The 25,360-nt window shown below is 68.5% G+C and carries 23 protein-coding genes and 1 pseudogene; 17 read left to right on the top strand and 7 right to left on the bottom strand.

The window, feature by feature from the left end:
* Positions 1–59: 59 nt before the first annotated feature.
* The 3 genes from MMB92_RS16885 to MMB92_RS16895 all read right to left on the bottom strand — a co-directional run bounded on the left by MMB92_RS16885 (position 60) and on the right by MMB92_RS16895 (position 2,795).
* Positions 60–1,022 (bottom strand): ABC transporter substrate-binding protein, encoded by a 963-nt coding sequence (locus MMB92_RS16885; RefSeq protein ID WP_006482235.1) that lies wholly within the window; start codon positions 1,020–1,022, stop codon positions 60–62.
* A gap of 281 nt (positions 1,023–1,303) precedes the next feature.
* Entirely contained in the window at positions 1,304–2,155 is an 852-nt protein-coding gene (locus MMB92_RS16890) for a pirin family protein (RefSeq protein WP_125333319.1), read from the bottom strand.
* A gap of 34 nt (positions 2,156–2,189) precedes the next feature.
* Positions 2,190–2,795 carry an FMN-dependent NADH-azoreductase gene (locus MMB92_RS16895; protein ID WP_006498024.1) on the bottom strand — a complete coding sequence of 202 codons (606 nt, stop codon included), beginning with the start codon at positions 2,793–2,795 and terminating at the stop codon, positions 2,190–2,192.
* 118 nt (positions 2,796–2,913) lie between these two features.
* Here MMB92_RS16895 and MMB92_RS16900 point away from each other — a divergent pair, with 118 nt between their 5' ends.
* The 3 genes from MMB92_RS16900 to proP all read left to right on the top strand — a co-directional run bounded on the left by MMB92_RS16900 (position 2,914) and on the right by proP (position 6,852).
* Positions 2,914–3,837 (top strand): LysR family transcriptional regulator, encoded by a 924-nt coding sequence (locus MMB92_RS16900; protein WP_006498023.1) that lies wholly within the window; start codon positions 2,914–2,916, stop codon positions 3,835–3,837.
* 243 nt (positions 3,838–4,080) lie between these two features.
* Positions 4,081–5,109, top strand: a complete 1,029-nt coding sequence (locus MMB92_RS16905) for a DNA topoisomerase IB (RefSeq protein WP_006498022.1) — start codon at positions 4,081–4,083, stop codon at positions 5,107–5,109.
* A 273-nt stretch (positions 5,110–5,382) separates the two neighbouring features.
* Positions 5,383–6,852, top strand: a complete 1,470-nt coding sequence (proP, locus tag MMB92_RS16910; RefSeq protein WP_059723887.1) for a glycine betaine/L-proline transporter ProP — start codon at positions 5,383–5,385, stop codon at positions 6,850–6,852.
* Positions 6,853–6,907: 55 nt separating this feature from the next.
* On the opposite strand, the gene MMB92_RS16915 is transcribed toward proP, so the two are convergent.
* The 4 genes from MMB92_RS16915 to MMB92_RS16930 form a co-directional block, all read right to left on the bottom strand.
* Positions 6,908–7,732 (bottom strand): alpha/beta fold hydrolase, encoded by an 825-nt coding sequence (locus MMB92_RS16915; RefSeq protein WP_277562800.1) that lies wholly within the window; start codon positions 7,730–7,732, stop codon positions 6,908–6,910.
* A 148-nt stretch (positions 7,733–7,880) separates the two neighbouring features.
* A complete protein-coding gene (locus MMB92_RS16920) occupies positions 7,881–8,873 on the bottom strand; it encodes a LysR substrate-binding domain-containing protein (protein ID WP_006482230.1) in 993 nt (330 codons plus the stop codon).
* Positions 8,874–9,492: 619 nt separating this feature from the next.
* Positions 9,493–10,353, bottom strand: a complete 861-nt coding sequence (locus tag MMB92_RS16925; protein WP_062886116.1) for a diiron oxygenase — start codon at positions 10,351–10,353, stop codon at positions 9,493–9,495.
* A 23-nt stretch (positions 10,354–10,376) separates the two neighbouring features.
* On the bottom strand, positions 10,377–11,324 hold the full coding sequence (locus MMB92_RS16930; RefSeq protein WP_006498019.1) for a fatty acid desaturase: 948 nt from the start codon (positions 11,322–11,324) through the stop codon (positions 10,377–10,379).
* Positions 11,325–11,704: 380 nt separating this feature from the next.
* On the opposite strand from MMB92_RS16930, the gene MMB92_RS16935 reads away from it, so the two are divergent.
* From MMB92_RS16935 to MMB92_RS17000, 14 genes and pseudogenes are all read left to right on the top strand, one after another.
* Entirely contained in the window at positions 11,705–13,468 is a 1,764-nt protein-coding gene (locus MMB92_RS16935; RefSeq protein WP_277562801.1) for a fatty acyl-AMP ligase, read from the top strand.
* Positions 13,465–14,175 carry an ABC transporter ATP-binding protein gene (locus MMB92_RS16940; protein WP_058903861.1) on the top strand — a complete coding sequence of 237 codons (711 nt, stop codon included), beginning with the start codon at positions 13,465–13,467 and terminating at the stop codon, positions 14,173–14,175. The genes MMB92_RS16935 and MMB92_RS16940 overlap by 4 nt, the downstream gene beginning before the upstream one ends.
* Complete coding sequence (locus tag MMB92_RS16945; protein WP_048988606.1) at positions 14,147–15,364, top strand: ABC transporter permease; 1,218 nt, start codon at positions 14,147–14,149, stop codon at positions 15,362–15,364. The genes MMB92_RS16940 and MMB92_RS16945 overlap by 29 nt, the downstream gene beginning before the upstream one ends.
* Entirely contained in the window at positions 15,361–16,104 is a 744-nt protein-coding gene (locus MMB92_RS16950) for an outer membrane lipoprotein-sorting protein (protein WP_006498014.1), read from the top strand. The genes MMB92_RS16945 and MMB92_RS16950 overlap by 4 nt, the downstream gene beginning before the upstream one ends.
* Positions 16,094–17,422 carry a hypothetical protein gene (locus tag MMB92_RS16955; protein ID WP_277562802.1) on the top strand — a complete coding sequence of 443 codons (1,329 nt, stop codon included), beginning with the start codon at positions 16,094–16,096 and terminating at the stop codon, positions 17,420–17,422. Before MMB92_RS16950 ends, MMB92_RS16955 begins: the two co-directional genes overlap by 11 nt.
* A gap of 13 nt (positions 17,423–17,435) precedes the next feature.
* Positions 17,436–18,521 carry a hypothetical protein gene (locus tag MMB92_RS16960; RefSeq protein ID WP_034203964.1) on the top strand — a complete coding sequence of 362 codons (1,086 nt, stop codon included), beginning with the start codon at positions 17,436–17,438 and terminating at the stop codon, positions 18,519–18,521.
* 58 nt (positions 18,522–18,579) lie between these two features.
* Positions 18,580–18,834 (top strand): acyl carrier protein, encoded by a 255-nt coding sequence (locus tag MMB92_RS16965; RefSeq protein ID WP_006481176.1) that lies wholly within the window; start codon positions 18,580–18,582, stop codon positions 18,832–18,834.
* A gap of 7 nt (positions 18,835–18,841) precedes the next feature.
* Positions 18,842–19,717 carry a hypothetical protein gene (locus tag MMB92_RS16970; protein WP_034203963.1) on the top strand — a complete coding sequence of 292 codons (876 nt, stop codon included), beginning with the start codon at positions 18,842–18,844 and terminating at the stop codon, positions 19,715–19,717.
* A 1-nt stretch (position 19,718) separates the two neighbouring features.
* Entirely contained in the window at positions 19,719–20,348 is a 630-nt protein-coding gene (locus tag MMB92_RS16975) for a hypothetical protein (RefSeq protein ID WP_006487268.1), read from the top strand.
* 1 nt (position 20,349) lies between these two features.
* Positions 20,350–21,333 (top strand): ferritin-like domain-containing protein, encoded by a 984-nt coding sequence (locus MMB92_RS16980; protein WP_277562803.1) that lies wholly within the window; start codon positions 20,350–20,352, stop codon positions 21,331–21,333.
* A gap of 3 nt (positions 21,334–21,336) precedes the next feature.
* Positions 21,337–22,320 (top strand): 3-oxoacyl-ACP synthase, encoded by a 984-nt coding sequence (locus MMB92_RS16985; RefSeq protein ID WP_277562804.1) that lies wholly within the window; start codon positions 21,337–21,339, stop codon positions 22,318–22,320.
* Positions 22,310–23,485 carry a PLP-dependent decarboxylase gene (locus MMB92_RS16990; protein WP_062911498.1) on the top strand — a complete coding sequence of 392 codons (1,176 nt, stop codon included), beginning with the start codon at positions 22,310–22,312 and terminating at the stop codon, positions 23,483–23,485. Before MMB92_RS16985 ends, MMB92_RS16990 begins: the two co-directional genes overlap by 11 nt.
* Before the next feature lie 16 nt (positions 23,486–23,501).
* Complete coding sequence (locus MMB92_RS16995; protein ID WP_277562805.1) at positions 23,502–25,085, top strand: acyl-CoA ligase (AMP-forming), exosortase A system-associated; 1,584 nt, start codon at positions 23,502–23,504, stop codon at positions 25,083–25,085.
* Positions 25,082–25,360: pseudogene (locus tag MMB92_RS17000) on the top strand (hypothetical protein); the annotation flags it as partial. The gene MMB92_RS16995 and the pseudogene MMB92_RS17000, both read left to right, overlap by 4 nt.

Genomic DNA, 25,360 nt, shown 5'->3' on the forward strand with positions numbered 1-25,360 from the left:
CAGCCTCCCTCGAAGCGTCCCCGGACGGTGGCCGCCAGGCCGCCGCCCGGGCGGACAGGTCAGTACTTGCGGGTCGGCAGCACCTGCGCCGCGACGTTCATCGGAAACACCGTTTCGTTGGTCACGATGCGCTTGGGCAACTGCTTGCCGGCGACGACGTCCTTCACCGCGGTCATCAGCTGCGGGCCGAGCAGCGGGCTGCATTCGACGTCGACGTTGATCTTGCCCGCGACCATCGCCTGGAAGCCGCCCTTGGTCGCGTCGAACGACACGACGCTCACGTCCTTGCCGGGCTTGATGCCGGCCTCTTCCATCGCCTGGATCGCGCCGAGCGCCATGTCGTCGTTGTGCGCGTAGACGACGTTGATCTGCTTGCCGTAGGTCTTCGCGAATGCTTCCATCACCTGCTTGCCGCCGGCGAGCGTGAAGTCGCCGCTTTGCGACGCGATCACCTTGAATTTCGGATTGTTCTTGATCACTTCGAGCAGGCCCGCGCGGCGGTCGTTGGCCGGCGCGGAACCGACCGTGCCCTGCAGCTCGACGATGTTGATCGGGCCCGCGTCGTTCTTGTAGCGCTCTTCCAGCCAGTGGCCGGCGCGCCGCCCTTCCTCGAGGAAGTCGGAGCCGATCATCGTCACGTACAGCGACGGGTCCTTCACGTCGACGCCGCGGTCGGTCAGGATCACCGGGATATGCGCGGCCTTCGCTTCGGTCAGCACCGGCTCCCAGCCCGATTCGACGACCGGCGAGAACGCGATCACGTCGACCTTCTGCGCGATGAACGAGCGGATCGCGCGAATCTGGTTCTCCTGTTTCTGCTGCGCGTCGGAAAACTTCAGGTTGATGCCGGCGTCCTTCGCCGCGCTCTTCACCGACACGGTGTTCGCGGTGCGCCATGCGCTTTCCGCGCCGACCTGCGAGAACCCGAGCGTGATCGGCTTTTGCTGCGCGTGCGCGCCGCCTGCCAGCACCGTCGCCGCGGCGACGATCGCGCCGGCCGCCAGCTTCCTGATGAATGTCATGGTCCGTCTCCGATGATGTCGTTGTGTGCCGCGGCGCTGTTGTGTTTCTGCGTGGCGCTGGCGCGGATCGGGCTGCGCCGGCCGGCGTGGGCAGCCGGCGCGGTATACATGCCCCGCATCAGTCTAGAAACAAGTCCGATAACCTTCCAATGAAATATTGGATTGGGCCGATGCCGAAATCAGCATACGTATAAACACCTAAGCGCGAGACCCCGCGGGCGCGGCGTCTCGGCGCGCCGGCCGCCTTGAACGGAGGCCGGATATCGACGGAGACGAAAGCATCAGCGCATCACGCCCCTGGCGCGCAGTTCACGGCCGATACGCCCGATTTCGCGCTCGCCTTCCACCAACGCGGCGGCGCTCGTGTGCACCGAGTAGGCGCCCAGATGAAGATCGTGCGGATGCGGAATCGCCGTACCGACCACGAAGCGCGCGTCGGTCACGGCCTCGAATTCGATCGGCGCGTCGGACGCGTCGAACACGACCAGCTCGCCCCGCCCGACCGGGTCCGGCGTGCGCAGGCGGCCGTCCATCACGGCGGTCCAGCCGACCCGGTGGCCCTGCGGCGGCCGGCAGGTCCAGCGCTCACCCGCCTTCAACTGCACGACGACGTAGTTGATGCCCGGCGGCGCATCGACCGAGCTGACCGCGTCGCCGTGGCGGCCGAGCAGCACGCGGGCCGGCCCGTCCGTCGGGATGTCGTCGATCGACAGGTGCTGACTGAACGCCGGCGCCAGCTCGCGCCCCGGCGGCAACGCCACCCACAGCTGGAACGCCTTGACCGGCGGCACCACGGAACCCGTATGCCAGACGCCGCGCCCCGCGCTCATCCATTCGATGTCGCCGGCCCCTATCGGGCCTTCGTGGCCCGTCGATTCCACATAGGTGCCGTGCCCGTCGAGCATGAGCGTCAGCGTGGCGATGCCCGAATGCGGATGCCAGCCGAAGGCCGGCTTGCCGAGCGGCGCCCGCGTATCGATCAGGTCGAGGAACACGAACGGCTTGATCATCTCGCCGACGTCGGACGGGCTGACCATGCGGACGACCGGCCCGTGCGCGTGGCCGCGCGTGCGGAACACGACACGACGGCCGGCGACGGTGGTCGAGGGAACGGAATCGAGGGTATTCAACATCGGTTCTCCGGTGGCCGGTATCCGGCGTATTGCGTCAGGCCGCGAGGGCCGCTGCCGCTTCCTTCGCCGATGCAATCGCGCCCGTGCGCTTGTCCGCCCCCATCGCGACGCCTTCGGCACGAATGAACGTGATGTCGGTGATGCCGAGAAAACCGAACGCGTCTCTCAGATAGGTTTCCTGATGATCGAACGACGCGAACGGCGACCCGACGCTGTACACGCCACCACGTGACGACGCGATGACCAGCTTCTTGCCGCCGCACAGGCCGACCGGCCCGTTTTCGTCGTAGCGAAATGTCGTGCCGGCCACCGAGATGCGATCGACCCACGCCTTCAGTTGCGACGCGATGCCGAAGTTGTACATCGGCGCGCCGATGACAACGATGTCGGCCGCAAGGAATTCCTCAAGCGCGCGCTGGCCGATCTCGACGTCCGCCTTCAGCGCGTCGTCGACCGGCGCGCCTTGCGCGGCGGCAAGGTGTTCGGCGGCCAGATGGCCGAGCGGCGTGGCGGCGAGGTCGAGGTGCGTGACCGTGAGGCCGGGATCGCGGGCGCGGAAGCGGGCGACGATTTCCGCCGACAGTTCGCGGCTGACCGAGCCCTGGCCGAGGATGCTCGAATCGATGTGCAGCAGTTTCATGCAGATTCTCCTTGAGACGGATGGATTCGCCGGTAGCGTGAGACCAGTATGGAGATCGATTCGGCTTTACACTAGATGGATAAACAGGATTTGATTAATCCATTTCTGGAGTAATCCCATGCTCGATCTGAATGATCTCGCGCTGTTCGTCCAGGTCGTCCGCGCCGGCAGCTTTTCGGAGGCCGCACGACGCCTGCGCATGCCGGCCAATACGCTGAGTCGGCGCATCGACCAGTTCGAAGGGCACATCGGCACGCGCCTGCTGCATCGCTCGACCCGCAAGCTGGCGCCGAGCACCGAGGGCCTGGCGCTGTTCGAGCGCTACGCGCCGGCACTCGACCGGATCTTCGAGATCGAACGGCAGCATGCGGACGGGCAGGAACCGGCCGGAACCGTGCGCGTGGCGGCGATGGCCGGCCTGTTCGAAGTGATCAAGCTGGAATGGCTGGCCGAGTTCTACGCGCGCCATCCGCGCATCAGCATCGACTTCCTGCTCGACGACACGCCGTCCGACCTGATCGCCGAGCGCATCGACCTCGCACTGCGCATCGGCATCGAGACCGGCGGCAGCTTCCGCGTGCGCCGGATCGCGCCGGGCACGATGATCCTCGCCGCCAGCCCCGCTTATCTCGAACGACGCGGCACGCCCCGCACGCCGCGCGAGCTGGCCGACCACGATTGCCTCACGGTGTCGAGCCGCCAGGGACGCAGCATGTGGCGCCTGCAGGGGCCGCGCGGCACGCAGGAGATTTCGATCGACAGCCGTTTCTCGGTCAACGACATGCGCGTGGTCATGCAGGCGTGCCTCGCCGGCCTCGGCATCGCGCTGGTGCCGCGGGTGCTCGCCGCGGCGGCGATCGACGAAGGCAAGCTGGCGCGCGTGCTGCCGGCCTACCAACGCTCCGGCGCCGGGCTCGGGCTGCAGCTCGTCTATACGAGCCGCCCGCCGCTGCCGCCCGCGGTGACGGCCGTCGCCGAGTTTCTGCTGGAGAAGCTCGACCAGGGGATGTCGAGGTGTCCCGAGCCCACGGCCGGCCGATGACGTTTCGTCGTCGCCGCGAACGGCATTTCCCGGCCGCTCTGCCGTCGCGTCGTACGGCCAGCCGGCGCACGATTCTTGCTCCCGTTCCGCAACGACCGCTCATGCCGTGCTGCAGGTCGCCGTCCGCGCCCATTACGAACAAGGGAGCAAACACATGACCGCCGCCCACGAGCACGGGTCGCCATCCGTCGCCATCGCCGTCTCCATCGCCGTCTCCATCGCCGCCAACCGGCACACGCGCGCATGAAGCAGCCCGCTTCGAGCACGGCCGCGGCGCTGCGCCACGTCGACGACCGCCAGCCCGGCTACACGCGCCGCCGCCTGCGCAACGGCTTCGCGTATTACGCGCAAGACGGCACGCGGATTCGCGATGCCGCGGAAATCGCCCGCATCGACGCGCTCGCGATCCCGCCCGCGTACACCGACGTGTGGATCTGCGCGGACCCGCTCGGCCACCTGCAGGCGACGGGCCGCGACGCGCGCGGCCGCAAGCAGTATCGCTACCACCCGCAGTGGCGGGCGACCCGCGACGCGAACAAGTACGCACGAATGGCCGCGTTCGCGCGGGCGCTGCCGCGCATCCGCGCGCGCGTCACGCGCGACCTGGCGTTGCCGGGCATGCCGCGCGACAAGGTCGTCGCGACGATCGTCCGCTTGCTCGACACGACGCTCGCGCGGATCGGCAACGCGGAATACGCACGCGAAAACGGCTCGTACGGGCTGACGACGCTGCGCAAGCGCCATTTGAAGATCCAGCCCGGCCAGGTGCGGCTGCGCTTCACCGGCAAGAGCGGGATCGAACACGACGTGACGGTCGACGATGCGCGGGTCGCGCGGATCGTGCGGCGCTGCGCGGAACTGCCCGGTCACGAGCTGTTCCAGTATGTGGACGACGACGGCGTGCGCCATCCGGTCGGGTCATCCGACGTGAACGACTACCTGCGCGAAGCCGGCGGCGCCGATTTCACCGCGAAGGATTACCGGACGTGGGCCGGCAGCGTGCACGCGCTCGGGTTGCTGCGGCGCGTGGAGCACCGCGGCGTCACGCATGCCCGCAAGCAGATCGTCGAAACCGTGCGCGCGGTGGCGGACCTGCTGCGCAACACGCCGGCCGTGTGCCGGCGCTGCTACATCCATCCGGTCGTGCTCGACGCGTTCGAGTCGGGCGCGCTCGCCACGCTGGCGGTCCGGCGCTCGCTGCGCGGCCTGCGCGCGGATGAAGCGGCGTTCGTCGCGTTGCTGGTGTCCGCGAGCCGGCGCGCGGCGAGATGACCGTCCATGCCGCGCCCCGCCCGCCGGGGTGCAATCCGGGCGACGTCCCCGCGTGTCGTTTACCACCGGTTTCCGGGCGCATGACCGATAGCCGCTCGCGCCCGTTTCTCTAAACTGGTTCGCACAATACACCTGCCCGGTGTCGTCCCGCTGCGCGCGTCACGCCACCGGCATCGAGGCATCCCCGAGACATCCGCCTTCGCAGTCCGCCGGCCCGCACGACCCCGCTGCATTCCCGCCGGCCGGTTGCCAAGGCCATTCCAGGAGAGTTCATTGAGCCCGTCGCAAGCGCACCCCGCGAAAGCCCGGTCTTCGCGCAAGTCCGTCAAGCTGGATGACATCACGATCGTCGACCCTGCCGTCCTCAAGCGCGCGGTCGGCGCGATGGCGTTCGGCAATGCGATGGAATGGTTCGACTTTGGCGTCTACAGCTATATCGCCGTCACGCTCGGCAAGGTGTTCTTCCCGTCCAGCAGCCCGTCCGCGCAGCTGCTCGCGACCTTCGGCACGTTCGCGGCCGCGTTCCTCGTGCGCCCGCTCGGCGGCATGGTGTTCGGCCCGCTCGGCGACCGCATCGGCCGCCAGCGCGTGCTCGCCGCGACGATGATCATGATGGCCGTCGGCACCTTCGCGATCGGCCTGATTCCGAGCTATGCGTCGATCGGCATCATGGCCCCGATCCTGTTGCTCGTCGCCCGCCTCGTGCAGGGCTTCTCGACGGGCGGCGAATACGGCGGCGCGGCAACCTTCATCGCCGAGTTCGCGACCGACAAGCGTCGCGGCTTCATGGGCAGCTTCCTCGAATTCGGCACGCTGATCGGCTATACGCTCGGCGCGGCCACGGTCGCGCTGCTGACGGCCACGCTGTCGCAGGACGCGCTGCTGTCGTGGGGCTGGCGCGTACCGTTCTTCATCGCCGGTCCGCTCGGCCTCGTCGGCCTCTACGTGCGGCTCAAGCTCGAGGAAACGCCGGCGTTCAAGAAGGAGGCGGAAGCACGCGAAGCGGACGAACGCGCGCGGCCGAAGCAGCGCTTCGCGACGCTGCTCGTCGAACAGTGGAAGCCGCTGCTGCAATGCGTCGGTCTCGTGCTGATCTTCAACGTGACCGACTACATGGCGCTGTCGTACCTGCCGAGCTACCTGTCGGCGACGCTGCACGTTCGCGAATCGCACGGGCTCTTCATGGTGCTGCTCGTGATGGTGCTGATGATGCCGATGACGCTGTACGCCGGGCACCTGTCGGACAAGGTCGGCCGCAAGCCGGTGATGATGGCCGGCTGCGTGGGCCTGCTCGCGCTGTCGGTGCCGGCGCTGATGCTGATCCGCACCGGCGGCATGCTGCCGATCTTCGGCGGGATGCTGATCTACGGCGTCCTGCTGTCGACGTTCACGGGCGTGATGCCGTCCGCGCTGCCCGCGCTGTTCCCGACGCGGATCCGCTACGGCGCGCTCGCGATCGGCTTCAACGTGTCGGTGTCGCTGTTCGGCGGCACGACGCCGCTCGTCACCGCGTGGCTGGTCGATCGCACCGGCGACCTGATGATGCCCGCGTACTACCTGATGGGCGCGTCGTTCATCGGCATCGTGTCGGTGCTTGCGCTGCGCGAGACCGCGCGCCAGCCGCTGCCCGGCTCCGGGCCGTGCGTGGCGAGCCGCGCGGAAGCGTTGAGCCTCGTGCGCGGCAGCGCCGACGAAGCGCGTGTGCGCGGCCGGAGGTTCACACCGGTCAGCGAGCGCGCGTAACGCAGGTCGATGCGACGCCGCACGGCCTGCGCGCATGTCGCCGGTCGCGCGGTCGTCAGTTCGCGTGCAGCGGCTGCGCGTCGAACCAGTCGAGTAGCGTGCGCGTGACGAACGCGGGATTTTCCAGGTTCGAAATATGGCCGGCGTCCGGCACCAGCGCATGCGCGCAGCCGATCACGCTCGCCATCTTCACGGTTTCCGACGGCGGCCGCGCCATGTCGCCCGCGCCGCACATCAGCAGCGTGCGTTCCGCGTCGAGTTCGGCCAGTGCGGACAGCGTGTCGGGCCGGCCGAAGATCAGCCGACCGAGCGGCGCGATCGATTGCCGCAACCGGTCGGCGGGCAGGTTCGCCAACGCATCGCGAAACGCGGTCGGCACCGGATCTTCCAGATTCACGTCCGGCCGGAAGAACAGCGGCACGATCGCGTCGAGCAGCGGCGGCGCGATGCGGCCCGCGGCCTCGATCGCATCGAGCATTCCGAAGTAGCTGGCGCGCGTCGCGTCCGGCTCGGCGTCGAGCGACGCGTCCATGATCACCAGCGAGCGCACGCGCTGCGGCTCGCGCAACGCGAGCCGTGCGCCCCACATGCCGCCGACGCTGAGGCCGACGACCGCGCACTGTTCGATTTCCAGCGCGTCGAGCAGCGCGCTCGCCTGCGTGGCGAGATCGTCGAGCGTGTGCGTGCCGTCCGGCAGCGCGCCCGATGCGCCATGCCCCCACAGGTCCGGCACGATCACGCGATACCGGCGCGACAGTGCGTCGATCTGCGGCGCCCACATCGTGGCATCCCACAGATAGCTGTGCCCGAGCAGCACCGGAAACCCGGTGCCGTGATCGAGGTAATGCAGGGTACTGCCTTGAATGCCGTGTGCGGGCATGCTGTCTCCGGGAGGTCAGGACTCGGCGGTGGCCCGGAACCGGGCGTCGCGGTCGGTGGCGTTCCGTGACGAACGCGAAGCGGCGCATCATCGCACAGGTTGCAGGTATTGCGCATGACACCGCGCACGACGCATTCGCCGGGCCGCACTATCCGACGCGATACATCGGCAGCACGTTGCTGCCGGCCGTGTCCTGCTCCGGCGCGAGCGCGGGGCACGCCTGATCGAGCAGCCAGTTGGTCAGCACCGCGATATCGAATTCGTTGCACGCGTCGGGGTTCTGCACGAGCACGTAGCTGCCCGACGCAACGGTGCAATGCGGGAACAGCTCGACGAGCCGCCCCTGCTTCAGCAGCCCGTCGACCAGCGGCCGCCTGCCGATCGCGATGCCGTGCCCGTCGACCGCGGCCTGGACCAGTTGATCGTACTGGCTGAAGTGCAGCGCGCCGGCCGGCCGCAGCCGCGGCACGCCGAGCTCCTTCAGCAAATGGCTCCACCCGTGCCACGGCCATTCGCCGCGCGGGTCGTCGAGATGCAGCAGCACGTGCTTGTCGAGATCGGCCGGCTTCATCGATGCGGCGTCGCCCATCGCCGTCAACAGGCTCGGGCTGCACACCGCCACGACACGCTCGCGAAACAACACGTCCGTATCGTCGGTCGACGTATACGGGCCGGCATAACGCACCGCCAGGTGCAAACGTTTGCGTTTAAGATCTTCAATTTCGCTCGTTGCCGACACGCGCACGTCGATGTCCGGATAGCTGGCGCGGAACGAACCGAGGCGCGGAATCAGCCACAGCGCGGCGAACGAAACGGTGGTCGACAACGAAATGGCGCGCTGGCCGACGCTCGACGACAGCTTGCCGACCACCGATTCCAGATCGGACAACGCGAACGAGATCGCGTCGTACAACTCGCGCCCCTTGTCGGTCAGCGTGAGCGAACGAATGTGCCGATGAAACAGCTCGATCCGGAGCTGCTCTTCGAGCGCCTTGACCTGCCGACTCACGGCCGATTGCGTGACGTTGAGCTCCTGCCCCGCACGCGTGAAGCTCAAATGGCGCGCCGCGCATTCGAAGCCTCTCAGGAAATCCAGCGAAGGCAGACTTCTCAATCGCTTTGCCAATCTCACATTAGCCATACCGCCGCCTCAAAGTTGCACCCATCGACAGACAAGTTGCCGTTCGTCTCCCTGGATCGTCTCTCCTATTTGGATTCGGAAACGATTTTATATTGAAGCATGGATGCATATCATTCTTATTTTCAATCGTGACACTTGTATTTATCTATCAATTTTCATCGCATCGATACGCTTACACGAACATTATCAAGTAGTGATTTTGTAAATTAATATGCGAACGAATCGAGCGTACCAAAAGGGTTGATAAATTGGCGTAAAAACAGGCGATTGCCGACAAAATTCGACGTCATCGCATCCATATCGACGTCATGACAGAGAAATCATCCGATGCCTACAAATCGATTTCAATCAGCCGACTTTTCATTTTATTTTCCGGATTGCGAAAACAAACAGTCTGCAACATACATACAAAATGCCATTCAAATCCGGAATTTAGCGTTTATTAAAATATACTAAACGGATGAAATCCGGTATTTTCATGCCGCCTCGTGAAACTGACGAGCCGATTATGTCCGGAAATGCATAATCCGCCGGCCGGCAGCGCCGGTCGGTGTGCATTCGATGCGCATGTCGGGCGGAATTCGGGCCGCGCCGCGCGACGACCGTCAAGATGAATCCGCTACGGACCGTCCGCCGCGCCATTCGCGCGCGCGGTCACTTCGCGGCGATAGCGGTTCAATTCCTGCGCGGTCGCGAACGTGCGCTCGAACAGGATCGACAGGTTGTGCAGGATCCGCTCGACGACCTTCTTCTCCCACTCGCCGTCGAACCGGATCTGCTCGTCGAGCCAGCGCTCGAGCCATTCCGGATCCGGCAGACGCGACTGCACGGTGTCGCGCGGGAACAGCGCCTGGTTCACGTGCAGGTTGGTCGGGTGCAGCGGTTTTTCGGTGCGGCGCGCCGACGCCATCAGCACGCCGATCTTCGCGAATGCGGCACGGGCGACGTCGCCGCAGTTGTTCAACGCCTTCTTCATGTAGCGCAGGTACGCGCCGCCATGACGCGCTTCGTCGCGCGAAATCGTTTCGTAGATCTGCTTGACGACGGGCTCGGTGTGCCAGTCGGCCGCACAGCGGTACCAGTGGTTCAGGCGAATCTCGCCGCAGAAGTGCAGCATCAGCGTCTCGAGCGGCGGCGCCGGATCGAACTGGAAGCGCACCGCGTGCAGTTCCTCTTCGGTCGGCACCATCTCGGGCTTGAAGCGGCGCAGGTATTCCATCAGCACCAGCGAATGCTTCTGCTCCTCGAAGAACCACACGCTCATGAACGCGGAAAAGTCGCTGTCGTGCTGGTTGTCGCGCAGGAACATTTCCGTCGCGGGCAGCGCCGACCATTCGGTGATCGCGTTCATCTTGATCGTCTTCGCCTGCTCGTCGGTGAGCAGCGAAGCGTCGAACTTGTCCCACGGAATGTCCTTCTCCATGTCCCAGCGGACCGCTTCGAGCGACCTGAACAATTCCGGATAGAGCATCGTCGTCACCGTCGTCGCAACGCGTGGCGCGGTCATGCCGATTGGGTCGAGGCCGGCGCGGCCGCTTCGGCATCGGGCTCGCGATCGTCCCGGTCGTCGTCCACCGCACGCGGCGACAGCCGGCCGCGCAGCAACGCAGAGTAGAACTGCCGATACGTGCGGTGGTAATAGCGGATGCGCGGCGCGATCGCGCCATGCAGGTCGTGCAGCCGCTCGATCGGCAGGTTCGGCATCATGTGATGCTCGACGTGATAGTTGTTGCCGTTCGTGAACCACGTCATGAACGCGTTGCTCTCGATCGTCCGCGTGTTGCGGAACGGGTCGGTGCTCGTCAGGTCGCAGCGGTAGTGTTCGGGCATCTCGACCAGCGCATGCACGGGCGCCGCGACCGATACGAGCGGCACGACCCACACCCAGACGACGAACCACGTGTGCAACGCGAACGACAGCGCGGCCAGCAGCGCGATCGCGGCGGCCATCAGTAGGTAGTCGCGGCGGATCGCGCGCGACACGAGCGCATTGTCGCCGAAGCGCGCGCCCGGCACGACGAGCTTCGCGACGTTCTTCGCGAACTGGATATAGTGCGCGGCCATCGACAGCCGCCACACCCACAGCCCGACGTTGACGACGGGGCGTGCGCCGTACTGGTCGCCGTAATCGAAGAACTCCTTGTTCTCCGGTGTGCCGAGCAGCCGGTGATGCCGCAGGTGGCTGTCCTGGTACGCATGAAACGACACGAGCATCGGCATGCCGAGCAGCACGCCGAACACCATGTTCAGCCGCTTGCTGCGGAACCCCTGGTAATGCAGCGCCTGATGCTGCAGCTCGACGCCGTGCGCGTACATCGCACCGATCAGCAGGATGCCGACGATCTTCAGGATCACGAGCGTCGACAGCGCGAACATCATCCCGTGCGCGATGAGCGCGACGTAGACCGCCAGCTTCAGCGAGAAGACCACGCCGCTCGGGCGGCTCTTCATGTCCGCAACCGGTTTCGGGCGGGCGACAAGCGATGAGGTGACGGACAAGACGCTCTCCTTGAGCCGGACTGCCCCGGCACGATGACGCGGCGACGCTGGCGCGCTGCCGGGTTGCAATTCTTCTGTGAGTCGATGTTTCGGACAAACGAATTTTCCGAACGCATTGCATGACGCCTGCGCATGAGCGCACCACATCGTGAACTAGACGACCGGTCGAATGAGACCGACCAGTCACCTCGTGGATGCGCGCTGCTCATGCATAGCCTGCATAGATTCCGTTTGTCGCCGCCGATCGATCCGGCAAGAATCCTCCTCACTCGACGAACGGCGCCGCCGGCACCGTGGCGCGAGCGGCCGTGTTCCTCAAGGGGAGAATCCTCGTGACGAAGTGCGCTTCCACCATTCACCGCCTGATCGAATCGCTCGAGGACGTCGCGGGCGCCATGCATCGCATGACGTTCGTCGACGACGCGGGCCATGAAGCGGGCATCACGTACCGGCACTTCGCGGAAGCGGTGTTTCGCCAGGCCGGCGCGCTGCGCGAGCTCGGGGTGCGCGAGAACGACCTGGTGATGCTTGCGCTGCCGGCGTCGGTCGAGCATGCGGTCGCGATGATGGCGTGCGTGATGACGGGCGCGCTGCCGTGCACCGTGCCCGTTCCCGCGCGGCGTGCCGCGGCCGGGCGGCAGGTGGCGGACGTCGCGTGCGAGCTGTACCGGCCGCGCCTCGTCATCGCCGCCGACGCGCAGGCCGCGGCCTGGCGCGACGACGCGTTTCCCGCGGCCGCCACGCGCGTCGTCGATGTCGCGACGCTGTCGAGCGCGGCGGACGTCGGCGCGCGCGCACTGATCAGTTCGAAGAGCGGCCGCGATCCGCATCATGTGCAGCTCACGTCGGGTTCGACGTCGCATCCGAAAGCCGCGGTGCTCAGTCACGAGAACGTGATCGCGAACGTGCTCGGCATCGGCGGGTCGGTGCGCTTCGACATCGCGGCCGGCGACGGCACCGCGTCGTGGCTGCCGCTCTATCACGACATGGGGCTGCTCACGCTGCTGTCGAACCTGCATTACCGCGCGCCGTTGCTGATGATGCAGCCGAACAGCTTCATCCGGAATCCGCTGGGCTGGCTCAAGCGCATCGCGTCGGCGCGCGCGACGACGACGTCGGTGCCGACCTTCGCGCTGCGCTACTGCGTGCGCCGCTTCAATGCCGCCGCGATGGATGGCGTCGACCTGTCCGCGTGCCGCAACATCTTCATCGGCGGCGAACGCGTCGACGACGCGACGCTGCGCGATTTCGCCGCGACGTTCGCGCCGTACGGCCTCGCGGCGTCGGCGCTGCAACCGTGCTACGGGATGGCCGAATCGACGCTCGCGGTATCGATGCATCGTGCTTGGCACGAAGGCGCGGTCGATGGCGCGCCGTACGTGATCGCCGATACGCTCGACCGGCGCGCGCTGATCGAGCGCCGCGACGCGCAGCCGGCCGCCGCGAACGATGGCCAGGACACGGAGACCGAAACGGTGCTCGCGATGGGCACGCCGATCGACGGGATGGCGTTCCGCATCCTCGACGACGGCGACCACGCGCTGGCCAATCGCGCGGTCGGCGAAGTCGCGATCCGCGGCACGTCGGTGATGCTCGGCTACCTGAACCCCGACGACGGCACGATCGCCGCGCCGCTGACGGCCGACGGCTGGTTCCGCACCGGCGACATCGGCTACGTCGCGGACGGCCAGTTGCATATCCTCGGCCGCAAGAAGGAAGTCATCATCATTCGCGGCAGCAACTATTTCCCGCACGAGATCGAGGAAGCGTTGGCCTCGCACTGCGCGCTGCGCAAGAGCACCTGCATCGCGTTCGGCCTGCCCGATCCCGAAACCGGCACCGAGCGGCTGGTCGTCGCGATCGAGGCGCGGCCGGTCGACGCGACGCCGCAAACGCGCACCGAGTGCCAGCAACTGCTCACGTCGCGCATCGGCTTCGCCGCGCAGGATCTGTGTTTCGTCGAGCCCGGCTCGCTGCCGCGCACGACGAGCGGCAAGCTGCAGCGCCTGAAGTGCCGCGATCTCTATGCGAACGGCGCACTGCCCGTGATCGCCGCGCCGGTTGCCGCCGAAGCCGGCCAGGGAGCGTTCGCATGACGGCCGTCCCGCTCGACTCCGTGCTCGAACTGCGCGACGTCACCCGCGTGTACGAAGGCGCGGGCCGCGTCGTCGCGGTGCGCGGCGCGACGATCTCGATCGGCCGGCGCGACGTCGTCGCGCTCGTCGGACCGTCGGGCAGCGGCAAGAGCACGCTGCTCAACCTCGCCGGTTTTCTCGACGTGCCGAGCAGCGGCGAACGCTGGCTCGAAGGCCGCCGGATCGACGACGCGCCGGACACGCTCGAACGGATTCGCCGCGAGCGCATCGGCTTCGTGTTCCAGCAATTCAACCTGATTCCGGTGATGTCGGCGCTCGAGAACGTCGAGCTCGGCTGCTTCGCGTGGGGCACGCCGCGCACGCGGCGCGAACGCGCCCGCGCGATGCTCGACGCGGTGGGCCTCGCCGCGCGCGAACGGCACCGCCCCGGCGAGCTGTCCGGCGGCGAGCAACAGCGCGTCGCGCTGGCCCGCGCGCTCGCCAAGGAGCCGGCCATCGTGATCGCGGACGAGCCGACCGCGAGCCTCGACAGCGCCAACGCGCGGGCGGTCGCCGAGCTGATCCTCGACACCCAGCGCACGCTGGGCACCGCCTTTCTGATTGCGTCGCACGACGATCGTCTGTGCGCGCACCTGCCGCGCCGCATCGAAATGCGCGACGGCGTACCGGGAGTGAATCGTGAACTGGTCGACGTTTGCGTGGCGTAACCTCTGGCGCAACCGGCGCCGCACCGTGCTGACGATGGCGATGATCGGCGTCGCCGCGTTCGCGTCGAGCCTCGCGCTCGGCTACGTGATCGCGACGTTCGACGCGGTGCGCGAAGGCTCGATCGACAGCGGCGTCGGCCACGTGCAGGTGCTGCATCACGGCTATCTCGACCTGATCGGCGAACGGCCGCTGCAGTACGGGCTGAGCGCCGACGAACAGGCTGCCGCCACGCAGGCGATTGCAAAGCTGCCCGGCGTCGCGACGACCGCGCGCGGCATCGACTTCGACGGACTCGTGTCGAACGGCGATCTCAGTTACGGGTTCGTCGGCGAAGGGATCGAGCCGAACCGCGAACCGCCCGGCTTCTTCGACTATCACACGGTGCTGTCGGGCCGCTACCTGTCGCCGACGAACGCCGGCACCGAAGTCGTCGTCGGCGCCGAACTCGCGCGCAAGCTCGGCGTGCACGTCGGCTCGGTCGTGCAGCTGATGGCGTCGACCGCGCACGGCGGGATCAACGCGACCGACGCGCAGATCGTCGGTGTGATGAGCACCGGCAACAAGGACGTCGACGAGCGGATCGTCAACGTGACGTTCGCGGCCGCGCAGGCGCTGCTGCGCACCGACCGCGCGTCGCGCATCGCGGTGTTCCTCAAGGACACCGCCGGCACGCCGGCCGCCGCCGCGACGCTGCGCGCCGCGCTGCCGACGCTCGACGTGCGGACCTGGGACCAGCTGGTGTCGCTCTATCACCAGGTCGTCGCGCTGTACAAGAACCAGTTCTCGGTATTCGGCGCGATCCTCTGCGTGACGATCCTGCTGTCGATGAGCAACTGGATCCTGATGAGCATCGTCGAGCGCCGCCGCGAGATCGCGACGCTGCGCGCGCTCGGCGTGCCGGCCGCGACGGTGCGCGGCGTGCTGATCCAGGAAACCGCGCTGCTCGGCCTGCTCGGCGCGGCCGCCGGCATCGCGCTCGCGCTGCTGACGATGGTCGCGCTCAATCACGCGCAGATCCACCTGCCCGCGCCGCCCGGCCGCGTGAAACCGATCCTGCTCGAATTCACCGTGTCGCCCGTCGCCGTGGCTGCCGTCGAAGCCGCGTTCGTCGTGCTCGGCGTGGCCGCGGCGCTGCTCGCGACGCTCGGGCTCGCGAAACGCAACATCCTCGAAGGACTCGCCCCATGAATCGCATTCGTCTCACGTTCGCCGCGTTCGTCGCGTGCGTGCCGCTCGCCGCCCACGCGGCCGACGCGCCGCCGGCGCAGACCATGCTCGCCCGTGCCGACGCTTACCGCAGCACGGCCGCCGATACGCAGACCAACATCGAGATCACCAACGAAGTCGGCGGACAATCCGGCGACGCGACGCGCTATCTCGTCTACACGCGCGGCAACGGCGACACGCTCGCGCTGACGCGCAGCGGCGAGAACGACGGCCAGAAATACCTCGCGACGACGCGCGGGCACTGGTTCTACGTGCCGAACACGCGCAGCGCGGTGCGCATCAACGGAATGCAGCGGCTGCAGGGCGAAGTCGTGATCAGCGACATCACGCGCACGCACTGGGCCGACAGCTATCGCGCGACGGTCGCGCCCGGCACGACGCCGATCGCCGGCAAGCCGGCCACCGAGCTCGACCTGACCGCGACCGATCCCGACAACGTGTACCCGACGATCAAGCTGTGGGTCACGCCCGATACCGACGTGCCGCTGCGCGCGCAGTTCTTCCTCGCGAGCGGCCTGCTGTTTCGCAGCGCCGATTTCTCCGCGCCGGTCGACTCGAACGGCCGCAAGGTGATCCGCAAGATCACGTATCGCAACGAGGTCGAGAAGCAGCGCGCGAGCGTCGTCGACATCCTCGACGGCCAGCCGCGCAAGATTCCGTCGGGCTGGTTCAATCCCGACACGCTCGCCGATGGCCAGTGAGTACGACGCCGATGCCGACGCTCATCGTGACCGCCGCCGTTCATCGCCCGAGCGCGCCCGTCGCGGCTGGCCCGGTGTGGCGCTCGCCATCCCGCTCGCGCTCGGCTGCACGCTCGCGCACGGAGAATCGCTGATGGACCAGCTCGGCACGCTCAACGGGATCGGCTACGCGCGCTCCGTCGACAGCATGGACGGCCACGCGCTGCTCGGCCGCCTGATCGGCGATTCGCCGCGCAACCAGCAGGAAGCCGGGCTGCTCGCGCGCATCGACAGCGAGAACCTGTTCGTGAATGCGCGCGTGGTCGCCAGCAACCATTCGCTCGGCACGCAGGCGAGCCGCTTCAACGAAGCCGGCGTGCGCTACGCGTTCGACAACGGCATCACGCTCACGGCCGGCAAGCGGATCGATACGCTCGACACGTCGCAGGCGTTCTTCCCGCTCGGCTTCTTCCAGAAACGGGCCGCGACGGCCGACATCTACGATCGCTACGGCGACGTCGAAGGCACACCGCTCGTCGAAGCGAAATGGGCCGGCGAGCAGACCACGCTGCAGTTCATCGCCGGCGAGAACCGCACCCTGCGCAACGACGTCGACAACCGCGACGTCGAAGGCGCGACGCAGCTGGTGCGCGGCGCGTACAACTGGTCGGGCGGCTCCGCCGCGCTGCTCGCCGGCCGTCACGCGGGCCGCGGCGGCGCGGGCGCGACGCTGTCGTTCGACGTCGCGCGCTCGAACACCGTCTACGCGAGCGCGTGGCTCGAACGCGGCACGACGCGGCCGCTGCCCGCCTTCATCGCAAACGGCACGCCGCTCGATTCGGCGGCCGCGTACGACGCCGTCGATCGCCGCAACGATCGCCAATACATGTGGCGCAGCGCGCTCGGCATGCAGAGCGCGCTGCCCGGCAACCTGTCGCTGATCGTCGAGTGGTCGCACGACGAAGCGCGTTACGACGCGAGCCAGTGGCGCCGGATGGTCGGCGCGGTGCAGGCGAACAATGCGCTGCTGCCCGTCGCGCCGGGCGCCGCGCTGGCCGGCCTCGGCGGCACGGCCAACTTCGTGAGCGTCGACGGCAGCCTGCGCGACTACCTGTTCGCGCGGCTCGGCAAGAAGGTTGGCCGCATCGAGTATTCGCTGCGCGGCGTCTATTCGCCGCAGGACAAGGGCCTGCTCGCGATCGCGCAGGTCGTCGCCGACGTGAACACACGCGTGAGCGTCGATGTCGCGCTCACCCACGCCTTCTCCGACAGCCAGTCCGAGTACCGGATGGTCGGTCTCGGCACCCGCATCGACGCCGCCGTGCGCGTGCGTTTCTGACAGGAACCCTGCCATGTCCACGCTTTCCGCCCCCGCCCCGCTCGCACCGTCGCTGCTCTTGCGCGTGGCCGATCAGGCCGCGTATCCGGTGCTGCGCCACCTCGACGCGGTCGGCACGCCGCCGCACGCGGCGGCCCGGCTCGTCGAAGCCGCCACCGTGCGGCTGCTCGACAGCGAGATGGTGATCGCGCTGCGCACCGCCACGCCGGACGTGCTGCCCGATGCGTCCGCCTCGACCCCGCTGCGGCACGACGAGGCGCCGCTCACCGAAGCGCTGCTCGAACAGATCGGCCGAGAAGGGTTTCATCACCTGTTCAAGCCGTTCATGCGCGCGTTCATCCGCATCATGTTCGGGCTGTTCTTCTCCGACGACCAGAACCGCCGCGCCTGCGAGTGCATCGACGCCGGCCATAACTTCGCGTTCCTGATGAGCGACGGCGGCGGCCCGACGCTCGCCGCGTGGCGCACCGTCGCGCGCAGCGACGACCACGGCCTCGCGCTGACCGTCGACAAGGTGTGGGGCATCGAGGCGCACCGCGACTGCATGGCCGTCGTCGCCGCGCGCCTGCCCGGCGTGATGTTCCCGGCCGCCTATCTCGTATGGCCCGACGAATACCGGAAGCTGACCCGCACGACCTGCGGCGCGCCGTTCCTCGCGGGCAACCTGCAGCTCGCGAACGTCGGCGGCCAGGTGCGCGTCGCCGCCGAGGACCGCCTGCGGATCGGCGGCCCCACCGTGTTCAACAAATACCTGACCGTCGTGCGGCCGTACTTCGTCCGCGCGCTGATGGCGCACGTCGGCTGGCTCGAACGGACCGGCCGCGTCGAGCTCGACGCCGATGCGCGCGCCGTGCACCGCTTCATCGCGGACGCCGCGCGCAGCCAGACCGACGACGCGCACTACAGCTTCGGCAAGGTGCAGCGTGTGCTCGCGATCAAGCTGCTGTCGAACGAGTTCCTGACCGCGCTCGTGCGCGACGGCAAGGTGCCGCTGTTCGACGACCAGCGCGACCTGCTGGCGTTTTCGAAGATGGAAGGCAGTTCGTACCGTTGTTATCACGAGCTTCGCAAGAGCCTGCGCTGCGAAGCCGGCAGTTGATCCACGCGACAGGCCGATCGATCCCGATCCAATCCACTCAACTTCAGGAGCTCCCCTCATGACGACCCAGAACGTTCCGGCCGACGCGCTCGACATCCTGTCCCGCGAAGTCGCGAAGATCCTCAATGTCGAAACCGTCGACACCGACGCCGGCATCGGCGAACTCGGCATCGATTCGCTGAACATCGTCGAGCTGATCGTGTTCTGCGAACAGCTTTACGGCTCGATCGATCCGGAAGCGCTGAACATCACGCAGTACACGACGCTGCAGCAGCTCGACGCGCAACTGCGCAGCCAGCAGCACGCGGCCTGATCCGACCATGCTCGCGCCCCTTGCCCCCGTGGCGGCCGCCGCCGTCCAGCCGGCCCCGGCGACCGCGCTGACCGTGCAGGCGCTCGCGTACCGGCGCGTCGCGCCGTCGCGCGACGGCGCGGCCGTGCCGCTCGACGACACGGCCCGCGCGATCGGCACGCTCGCGTGCGCCGAACGCGAGCGGCTGTGCGGTGCGATCGGCGCGGACGACTACGTGGTCAGCTCGACGATCCTGTCGATGCTGCTGATGAACGATTCGCCGCAGCATCGCGTGTTCGCGCAGGCCCTTGCCGGCGCGAACGACTACACGCCCGACTGGATGACCTGCTCGTACGAATGCGCGGGCTGGGGCTACGTGCTGCGCCGCACGCTCGCGACCGCGGCGGAAACCGGGCCGCGCACGCTGCTGCTGCAGATCGTCGACATCGACGTGCACGGCTACACGTACTGGCACGGCAACCCCGCCTGGGGGCGCTCGGGCTTCGGCGTCTGCACGCTGCTCGTCGACGTCGGCCGCGAACCGGCGCAGTCGGTCATTGCGGACGCCGCGCCGCCGGCCAGCGCGGTCGTGCGGCTCGGCCGCGACATCCGCACGTTCTGCGCGGCGCGCCCCGGCCTGCACGCGGCGCTGCCGTTCTTTCCGGCCACGTCGCGCCGCGCGCTGCTCGCGTCGGTCGGCAAGACGCCGCTGCTGCCGGACGGCCACGGCGTATTCGGCCATGCGTTCGGCAGCGACCCGTGGCTGTCGGTGCTGCTCGCGCACCGCGACGGCGATACGCCGCGCCGCGCGGCCGTCTGCTCGCTCGCGCTGAACGGCTATTACGCGATCGCGGACGTCGCGTTCGCGCCGGACGTGACGTTTTCTCTCGACGGCGAGGCGTGACATGGTGCGACCCGTTCACTTCACGTACCGGATCGAGCGCGACGCGCGGCAGCCTGTGGCGGTCGCGGCCAGCGCGTACCGGATGCCGCTCGACACGCCAGCCGATTACGCACGCGCCGCGCTCGCGGAAGCGGCCGGCGATGCGTACGACGCGGGCAATACGTACGACGTGGCCGGCGGCGAGCGCCGCGTGCTGCTCGATCACGTGCAGTATTTCGCGTTCCTCGCGGAAATCACCGCGCGGATTCGCGACGCCGTGCATCCGGACGCACGCCTGTTCATCGAAGTGTGCGCACCGTATTTCGGCGCGCTGCCGGCCGAACTGCTCGCGCCGCACGTGCTGCTCGGCGTGCACCTGTACGACGAAGCATTGCGCGACGCATCGCGCGGCGCGCCGGTCGTGTGGATCGGCGACCGCATCCTGCGCGACGCGGAGTTCGCCGGCGACAACCGCGTGTGCTGCGCGATCTGGCCCGCGCGGCTCGCCGACGCGTTCGACGCGCAACTGCGCGGCGCGTGGCCGTCGTTCGCGATCCGCGTCGAGCCGCACCCGGGCGCGTCGCGCGCCGCCGCCCCGTTCACCGATTCCGCCCATCATTCCGGCGCCGCCGCGCGGCCGGGGAGACCCTGACATGAATGACACGCTTACCGTGATGCAGGACACGGCCGATATCCGCTGGTCGATGCCCGTCGACGCGCTGATGTCGAACGACTACGCACTGCGCGAAGAGGCGCTGAACCGGCTGTACGAGAAGGCGAAGGCCGCGCAGTGGGACGTCGCGACCGACGTCGACTGGCGCCACGACCTCGACCCGGCGAACCCGCTCGGCATGCCCGATCCGACGCTCTTGATCTACGGCACCGAGCTGTGGGGCAAGCTGGCCGACGCGGACAAGCGCGAGGTGCGCCATCACGCGCAGGGCTGGCTGTTGTCGCAGATCCTGCATGGCGAGCAGGCCGCGCTGATCTGCGCGTCGAAGCTCGCGTCGGCCGAGAATGGTCTGAGCGCGCGGTTGTGCGCAGCCGCCCAGATGATGGACGAAGCGCGCCACGTCGAGGCCTACGCGAAACTCGTCAACGAGAAGCTCGACGTCAGCTACCCGATGAGCCGCTCGCTGAAGGGGCTGCTGCACGACACGATCACGAGCAGCGCGCTCGACATGACGAACCTCGGGATGCAGGTGCTGGTCGAGGGCATCGCGCTGTCGATCTTCCAGAGCGTCGTCGCGTACAGCACCGATCCGTTCATCAAGGACCTGTTCCTGCGAATCCAGCGCGACGAAGCACGCCACTTCGCGGTCGGCCGGATCACGCTGTGCCGCGTGTACGCGGAGATGAGTGCGCACGAGCTGCGCGAGCGCGAGGAGTTCATCTGCGAAGGCGCGGCCGTGCTGTACGAGCACCTGTGCGCGGACGACATCTGGGAACCGATGGGTCTGTCCAGGCGCGAATGCAGCGCGATGGTGCGCGAATCGCCGGTGTCGAGCTCGATCCGCCGCTCGATCTTCCGGCGCCTGGTGCCGACGATCCGCGAGATGGGGCTGCTCACGCCGACCGTGCAGGCGACCTTCGAAAAGCTCGACGTCCTCGACTACGCGGCGATGCCGCTCAACTGAACCATGACGACGACCTCCTCCCAAACGTCACGCGATTTCTGGATCGGCATCGACGCGGTGGCCTACGAGCTGCCGGGCCTGCCGGTCGATATCGAGGCCTGGGCCGCCGAACGCGACTACCCGGCGCAGCGGGCGGCCGCGATCGCGCAGTCGGGCAGCCGCTATTTCCACATGGCGCTCGACACGAGCGAGACCGATCTCGCGATCGCGGCGGTCGGCCGGCTGCTCGACACCGCGCGTGTGCAGCCGGTCGACGTCGGTGCGATCGTGCACGTGCACACGCAGCAATTCAGCGTGCCGCCCGCGCCGCGCAGCCTGCCGCACGAAGTGGCCGCGCAATTCGGCATCGAGCCGCTGTGGCTCGGCTCCGTCGCGCAACTGAACTGCGTGTCGGTCGCGGCCGGCATCGAAACCGTGCGCGCGTTGATGCGCCGCCATCCGCAGCTCGACGCGGCACTCGTCGTGTCGTCCGATCGCGTGTACGGCGAGGACTACCGGATGCGGCAGATGACGGGCGTGCAGTGCGACGGCGCGGCCGCGATGCTGATCGTGCGCAACAGCACGAAGAACCGGCTCGGCGGCATCGCGATCGAGACGCACGCGAAATGGCATCGCGGGTCGGACACCGTCGCCGCGAACGAGGCCGACCTGATCATGATGGAGTGGCCGTACACGCGCCGCGCGATCGACGCGGCCGTCGCGCTCGAGCCGCATGCGCTCGACGCGTACGACCTCGTGCTGCCGCACAACGCCGACCTGCCCGGCTGGAACGCGCTGTGCCGCGCGATGCGCGTGCCGGCCGAGCGGCTGTATGCGGACAACATCCATGCGCGCGGCCACGCGTGCTGTTCGGATTTTCCGATCAACCTGGCCGACGTCGGGCTCGACGCGGTCGCGCACGGCCAGCGCGTGCTCGGCGTGATGCAGTCGAACTGCGGCGCGTATGCGGCCGCCACGCTCCATCCGGTGGGCCGCCATGACGCCTGAGCGCCCGCTTCCATCCGCCGGCGATCACGCGTGGATCGCCGATCTGCGCACGCCGTGCTACGTGTACGAGCCGGAGGTCGCGATCGCCCGCTACCGGTCGCTGAAGGCGCGCCTCGGCACGCGGCTGATCGTGTCGCTGAAGGCGAACCCGAACCAGGACATGCTCGCGCGCTGCGCGCATGCGTACGAGGACGGCGTCGAACTCGCGAGCCGCGGCGAACTCGACGCGGTGATCGGCCGGATCAAGACGGCGCGCTACCTGAACAATCCGTCGATGGACGAAATGTTCATGCGTGCCGGGCTCGCGTCGCGCTGCCATTTCGTGCTCGACAACCCCGACGCGGTCGCCCGTTTCGTGCCGCTCGCCCGCGAAGCGGCGGCCGGCGGCAGCACGCCGGGCGCCGTCCTGCTGCGCGTGAATGCCGGCGCGCTGGCAGGCGAACTCGCCCGCGCGCAGTGGCACGACCACTTCGGGATGACGCCGAACGAGGCGCACGACGCGGTGCGCACGCTCGCCGCCGCCGGCCTGCTGGTGGCCGGGCTGCACGTGTTCTCCGGCCCGCATTCGTTCATCCGCCAGGACCCGACGCAGCCCGACACGCTCGTGCTGCCCGAGCGGCTCGCGGCGCTGGCCCGCGATCTCGCGCCCGCCAACGGCGCACCGCTCGGTTCGTTGAGCCTCGGCGGCGGGTTTGCCGACGATCACCCGGGCGATGCCGCGTTCGAACGCTATGCCGCCGCGCTCGCGCCGCTGGCCGGCCGGTATTCGCTCGCGCACGAATCGGGCCGCGCGATCTTCGCCGATGCGGGCGTGTTCGCGACGCGCGTCGTCGCGGTCAAGACGTGGCAGGACCGCACGATCGCCGTCTGCGACGGCGGGCTGTCGCATGCGTTCCTGCTCGCGCAGACCGAATCGGTGATGCGCCGCCTGGCCGCGCCGTCGCTCGTGCGCCGCGTGCCCGCGCCGCCGTCGCGCGGCGTGCCGACGCTCTACGTCGGCAGCACCTGCAGCCGCGCGGACGTGATCGGCCGCGACGACGCGGGCGCGCCGCCGCAGGTCGGCGACATCGCGGTGTTCGAACGCTGCGGCGCGTATCACCGCACGTACTCGATGGCGCATTTCCTGTCCCACGAAGCCGCGCACGTGTACGTGCGGCCGGCCTGAACCCGAGGAGCCGATCATGAACGCATTGATCAGCATCGCCGACCTGCTCGAACACGGCGCCGAGCGCTGGCCGCATCATCCGGCGTATGCCGATGGCGGCGGCACCCTGACTTACGACCAGCTCGCCCGCGCGGTCCGGCGCGCCGCCGCCGTGCTCGCGGCGCGCGGCGTGCAGCCCGGCGAACGCGTCGCGATCTACGCGCCGAAGCACGTCGAAACCGTGGTCGCGATGCTCGCGGCCAACGCACTCGGCGCGATCTTCGTACCGGTCAATCCGCAGTTGAAGGAAGCGCAGATCGAACACATCGTCGCCGACAGCGGCGCCGCACTGTTCGTGACCGGCGCGCAACGGCTCAAGCGCCTGCCGGCGCTCGCCGCGCTCGTCGGCGCGCGCACGCTGCTGATCGAGGAGCTGGCCGATGCGATCGATTCGCCGGCCACCGACACGCCGGCGTCGGCAGCGGCCCCCGCCGGCCGGCCGGTCGACGACGATCCGGCCGCGCTGCTCTATACGTCCGGCTCCACCGGCAAGCCGAAGGGCGTCGTCGTATCGCACCGCAACCTGGTGTCGGGCGCATTCAGTGTCGCCGCGTACCAGCGGCTCGCCGCCGACGACGTCGTGCTCGGCGTGCTGCCGCTCAGCTTCGATGCGGGCCTGAGCCAGCTCACGACCGCGCTGGCGTCCGGCGCGTGCTACACGCCGCTCGACTTCCTGCAGCCGGCCGAGGTGCCGCGCCATTGCGACGCGTTCGGCGTCACGTCGATCACCGGCGTGCCGCCGCTGTGGATGCAGCTCGCGTCCGCCGGCTGGAGCGACACCGCACGCACGCGGGTCCGCCGCTTCGCGAACACCGGCGGCCATCTCGCGACGCCGCTGCTGCACCGCCTGCAGGCGCTGTTCACGCAGGCTTCGCCGTACCTGATGTACGGGCTGACCGAGGCATTCCGCTCGACCTACCTGCCGCCCGCGGATGCCGCGCTGCGCCCGACGTCGATCGGCAAGGCCGTGCCGAACGCGGAGATCCTCGTGCTGCGCGCGGATGGCAGCGAATGCGCGGCCGACGAACCCGGCGAACTCGTGCATCGCGGCGCGTTCGTCACGCTCGGCTACTGGAACCGGCCCGAGCTGACCGCGCAGCGTTTCCGCCCGCTGCCGCGCCGGCACGGCGAGATTCCGCGCCCGGACGTCGCCGTGTGGTCGGGCGACATCGTGCGACGCGACGCGGACGGCTACCTGTACTTCGTCGCACGCGGCGACGACATGATCAAGACCTCCGGCTATCGCGTGAGTCCGACCGAGGTCGAGGACGTGCTGTTCGCGCTGCCGCACATCCGCGAGGCCGCGGTATTCGGCGTCCCGCACCCCGGGCTCGGAGAAGCGATCGCCGCATGCGTCGTATCGACGCTCGACGCCGACGCGTGCCGCGCCGACATCGCCCGCGCGTGCCGCGATGCGTTGCCCACCTACATGAACCCGCTCGTCGTCGAGCCGCTGCCGGCGTTGCCGCGCAACCCGAACGGCAAGATCGACCGACCGGCGCTGAAAGCGCAGTATCGCGACGCGTTCGCGCGCCCGAACCTCGAGGAGACCGCCGCATGACCCTGTCGACGCTCGATGAAACCTGTATCGGCACGCCGCGCGTCGCCGCGCCCGGTACGCTCGCGTTGTCCGGCGGCGTCGTGGTGCTGCCGCCCGCCGTCGTGTTCAGCGCGATCCAGGCGCAGGAGCGCCACCCAGGCTACCGGCACCTGCTGCTGCCGCAGGCGCGCTTTGCGCGGCCGCGCGGCATGGGCGCGCTGACGCCCGACGAAGGCACGCGCCTCGCGCCCGGCGGGCGGCCCGCGCTGCGCGTCGCGCCGCCGGGGCGCAGCCTC

It is taken from the genome of Burkholderia sp. IO2, assembly GCF_029522185.1.
In the GTDB taxonomy this organism is placed as follows: domain Bacteria; phylum Pseudomonadota; class Gammaproteobacteria; order Burkholderiales; family Burkholderiaceae; genus Burkholderia; species Burkholderia cenocepacia.

Excerpts from the sequence above, each read along its gene's own strand:
- MMB92_RS16905 (WP_006498022.1), top strand. The coding sequence starts at position 4,081 with ATGAAGCAGCCCGCTTCGAGCACGGCCGCGGCGCTGCGCCACGTCGAC.
- MMB92_RS16915 (WP_277562800.1), bottom strand. The coding sequence starts at position 7,732 with ATGCCCGCACACGGCATTCAAGGCAGTACCCTGCATTACCTCGATCAC.
- MMB92_RS16940 (WP_058903861.1), top strand. The coding sequence starts at position 13,465 with ATGACGGCCGTCCCGCTCGACTCCGTGCTCGAACTGCGCGACGTCACC.
- MMB92_RS16950 (WP_006498014.1), top strand. The coding sequence starts at position 15,361 with ATGAATCGCATTCGTCTCACGTTCGCCGCGTTCGTCGCGTGCGTGCCG.
- MMB92_RS16955 (WP_277562802.1), top strand. The coding sequence starts at position 16,094 with ATGGCCAGTGAGTACGACGCCGATGCCGACGCTCATCGTGACCGCCGC.
- MMB92_RS16985 (WP_277562804.1), top strand. The coding sequence starts at position 21,337 with ATGACGACGACCTCCTCCCAAACGTCACGCGATTTCTGGATCGGCATC.
- MMB92_RS16930 (WP_006498019.1), bottom strand. The coding sequence starts at position 11,324 with ATGAAGAGCCGCCCGAGCGGCGTGGTCTTCTCGCTGAAGCTGGCGGTC.
- MMB92_RS16960 (WP_034203964.1), top strand. The coding sequence starts at position 17,436 with ATGTCCACGCTTTCCGCCCCCGCCCCGCTCGCACCGTCGCTGCTCTTG.
- MMB92_RS16890 (WP_125333319.1), bottom strand. The coding sequence starts at position 2,155 with ATGTTGAATACCCTCGATTCCGTTCCCTCGACCACCGTCGCCGGCCGT.
- MMB92_RS16885 (WP_006482235.1), bottom strand. The coding sequence starts at position 1,022 with ATGACATTCATCAGGAAGCTGGCGGCCGGCGCGATCGTCGCCGCGGCG.
- MMB92_RS16970 (WP_034203963.1), top strand. The coding sequence starts at position 18,842 with ATGCTCGCGCCCCTTGCCCCCGTGGCGGCCGCCGCCGTCCAGCCGGCC.
- MMB92_RS16980 (WP_277562803.1), top strand. The coding sequence starts at position 20,350 with ATGAATGACACGCTTACCGTGATGCAGGACACGGCCGATATCCGCTGG.
- MMB92_RS16975 (WP_006487268.1), top strand. The coding sequence starts at position 19,719 with ATGGTGCGACCCGTTCACTTCACGTACCGGATCGAGCGCGACGCGCGG.
- MMB92_RS16990 (WP_062911498.1), top strand. The coding sequence starts at position 22,310 with ATGACGCCTGAGCGCCCGCTTCCATCCGCCGGCGATCACGCGTGGATC.
- MMB92_RS16895 (WP_006498024.1), bottom strand. The coding sequence starts at position 2,795 with ATGAAACTGCTGCACATCGATTCGAGCATCCTCGGCCAGGGCTCGGTC.
- MMB92_RS16920 (WP_006482230.1), bottom strand. The coding sequence starts at position 8,873 with ATGGCTAATGTGAGATTGGCAAAGCGATTGAGAAGTCTGCCTTCGCTG.
- MMB92_RS16900 (WP_006498023.1), top strand. The coding sequence starts at position 2,914 with ATGCTCGATCTGAATGATCTCGCGCTGTTCGTCCAGGTCGTCCGCGCC.
- MMB92_RS16995 (WP_277562805.1), top strand. The coding sequence starts at position 23,502 with ATGAACGCATTGATCAGCATCGCCGACCTGCTCGAACACGGCGCCGAG.
- MMB92_RS16965 (WP_006481176.1), top strand. The coding sequence starts at position 18,580 with ATGACGACCCAGAACGTTCCGGCCGACGCGCTCGACATCCTGTCCCGC.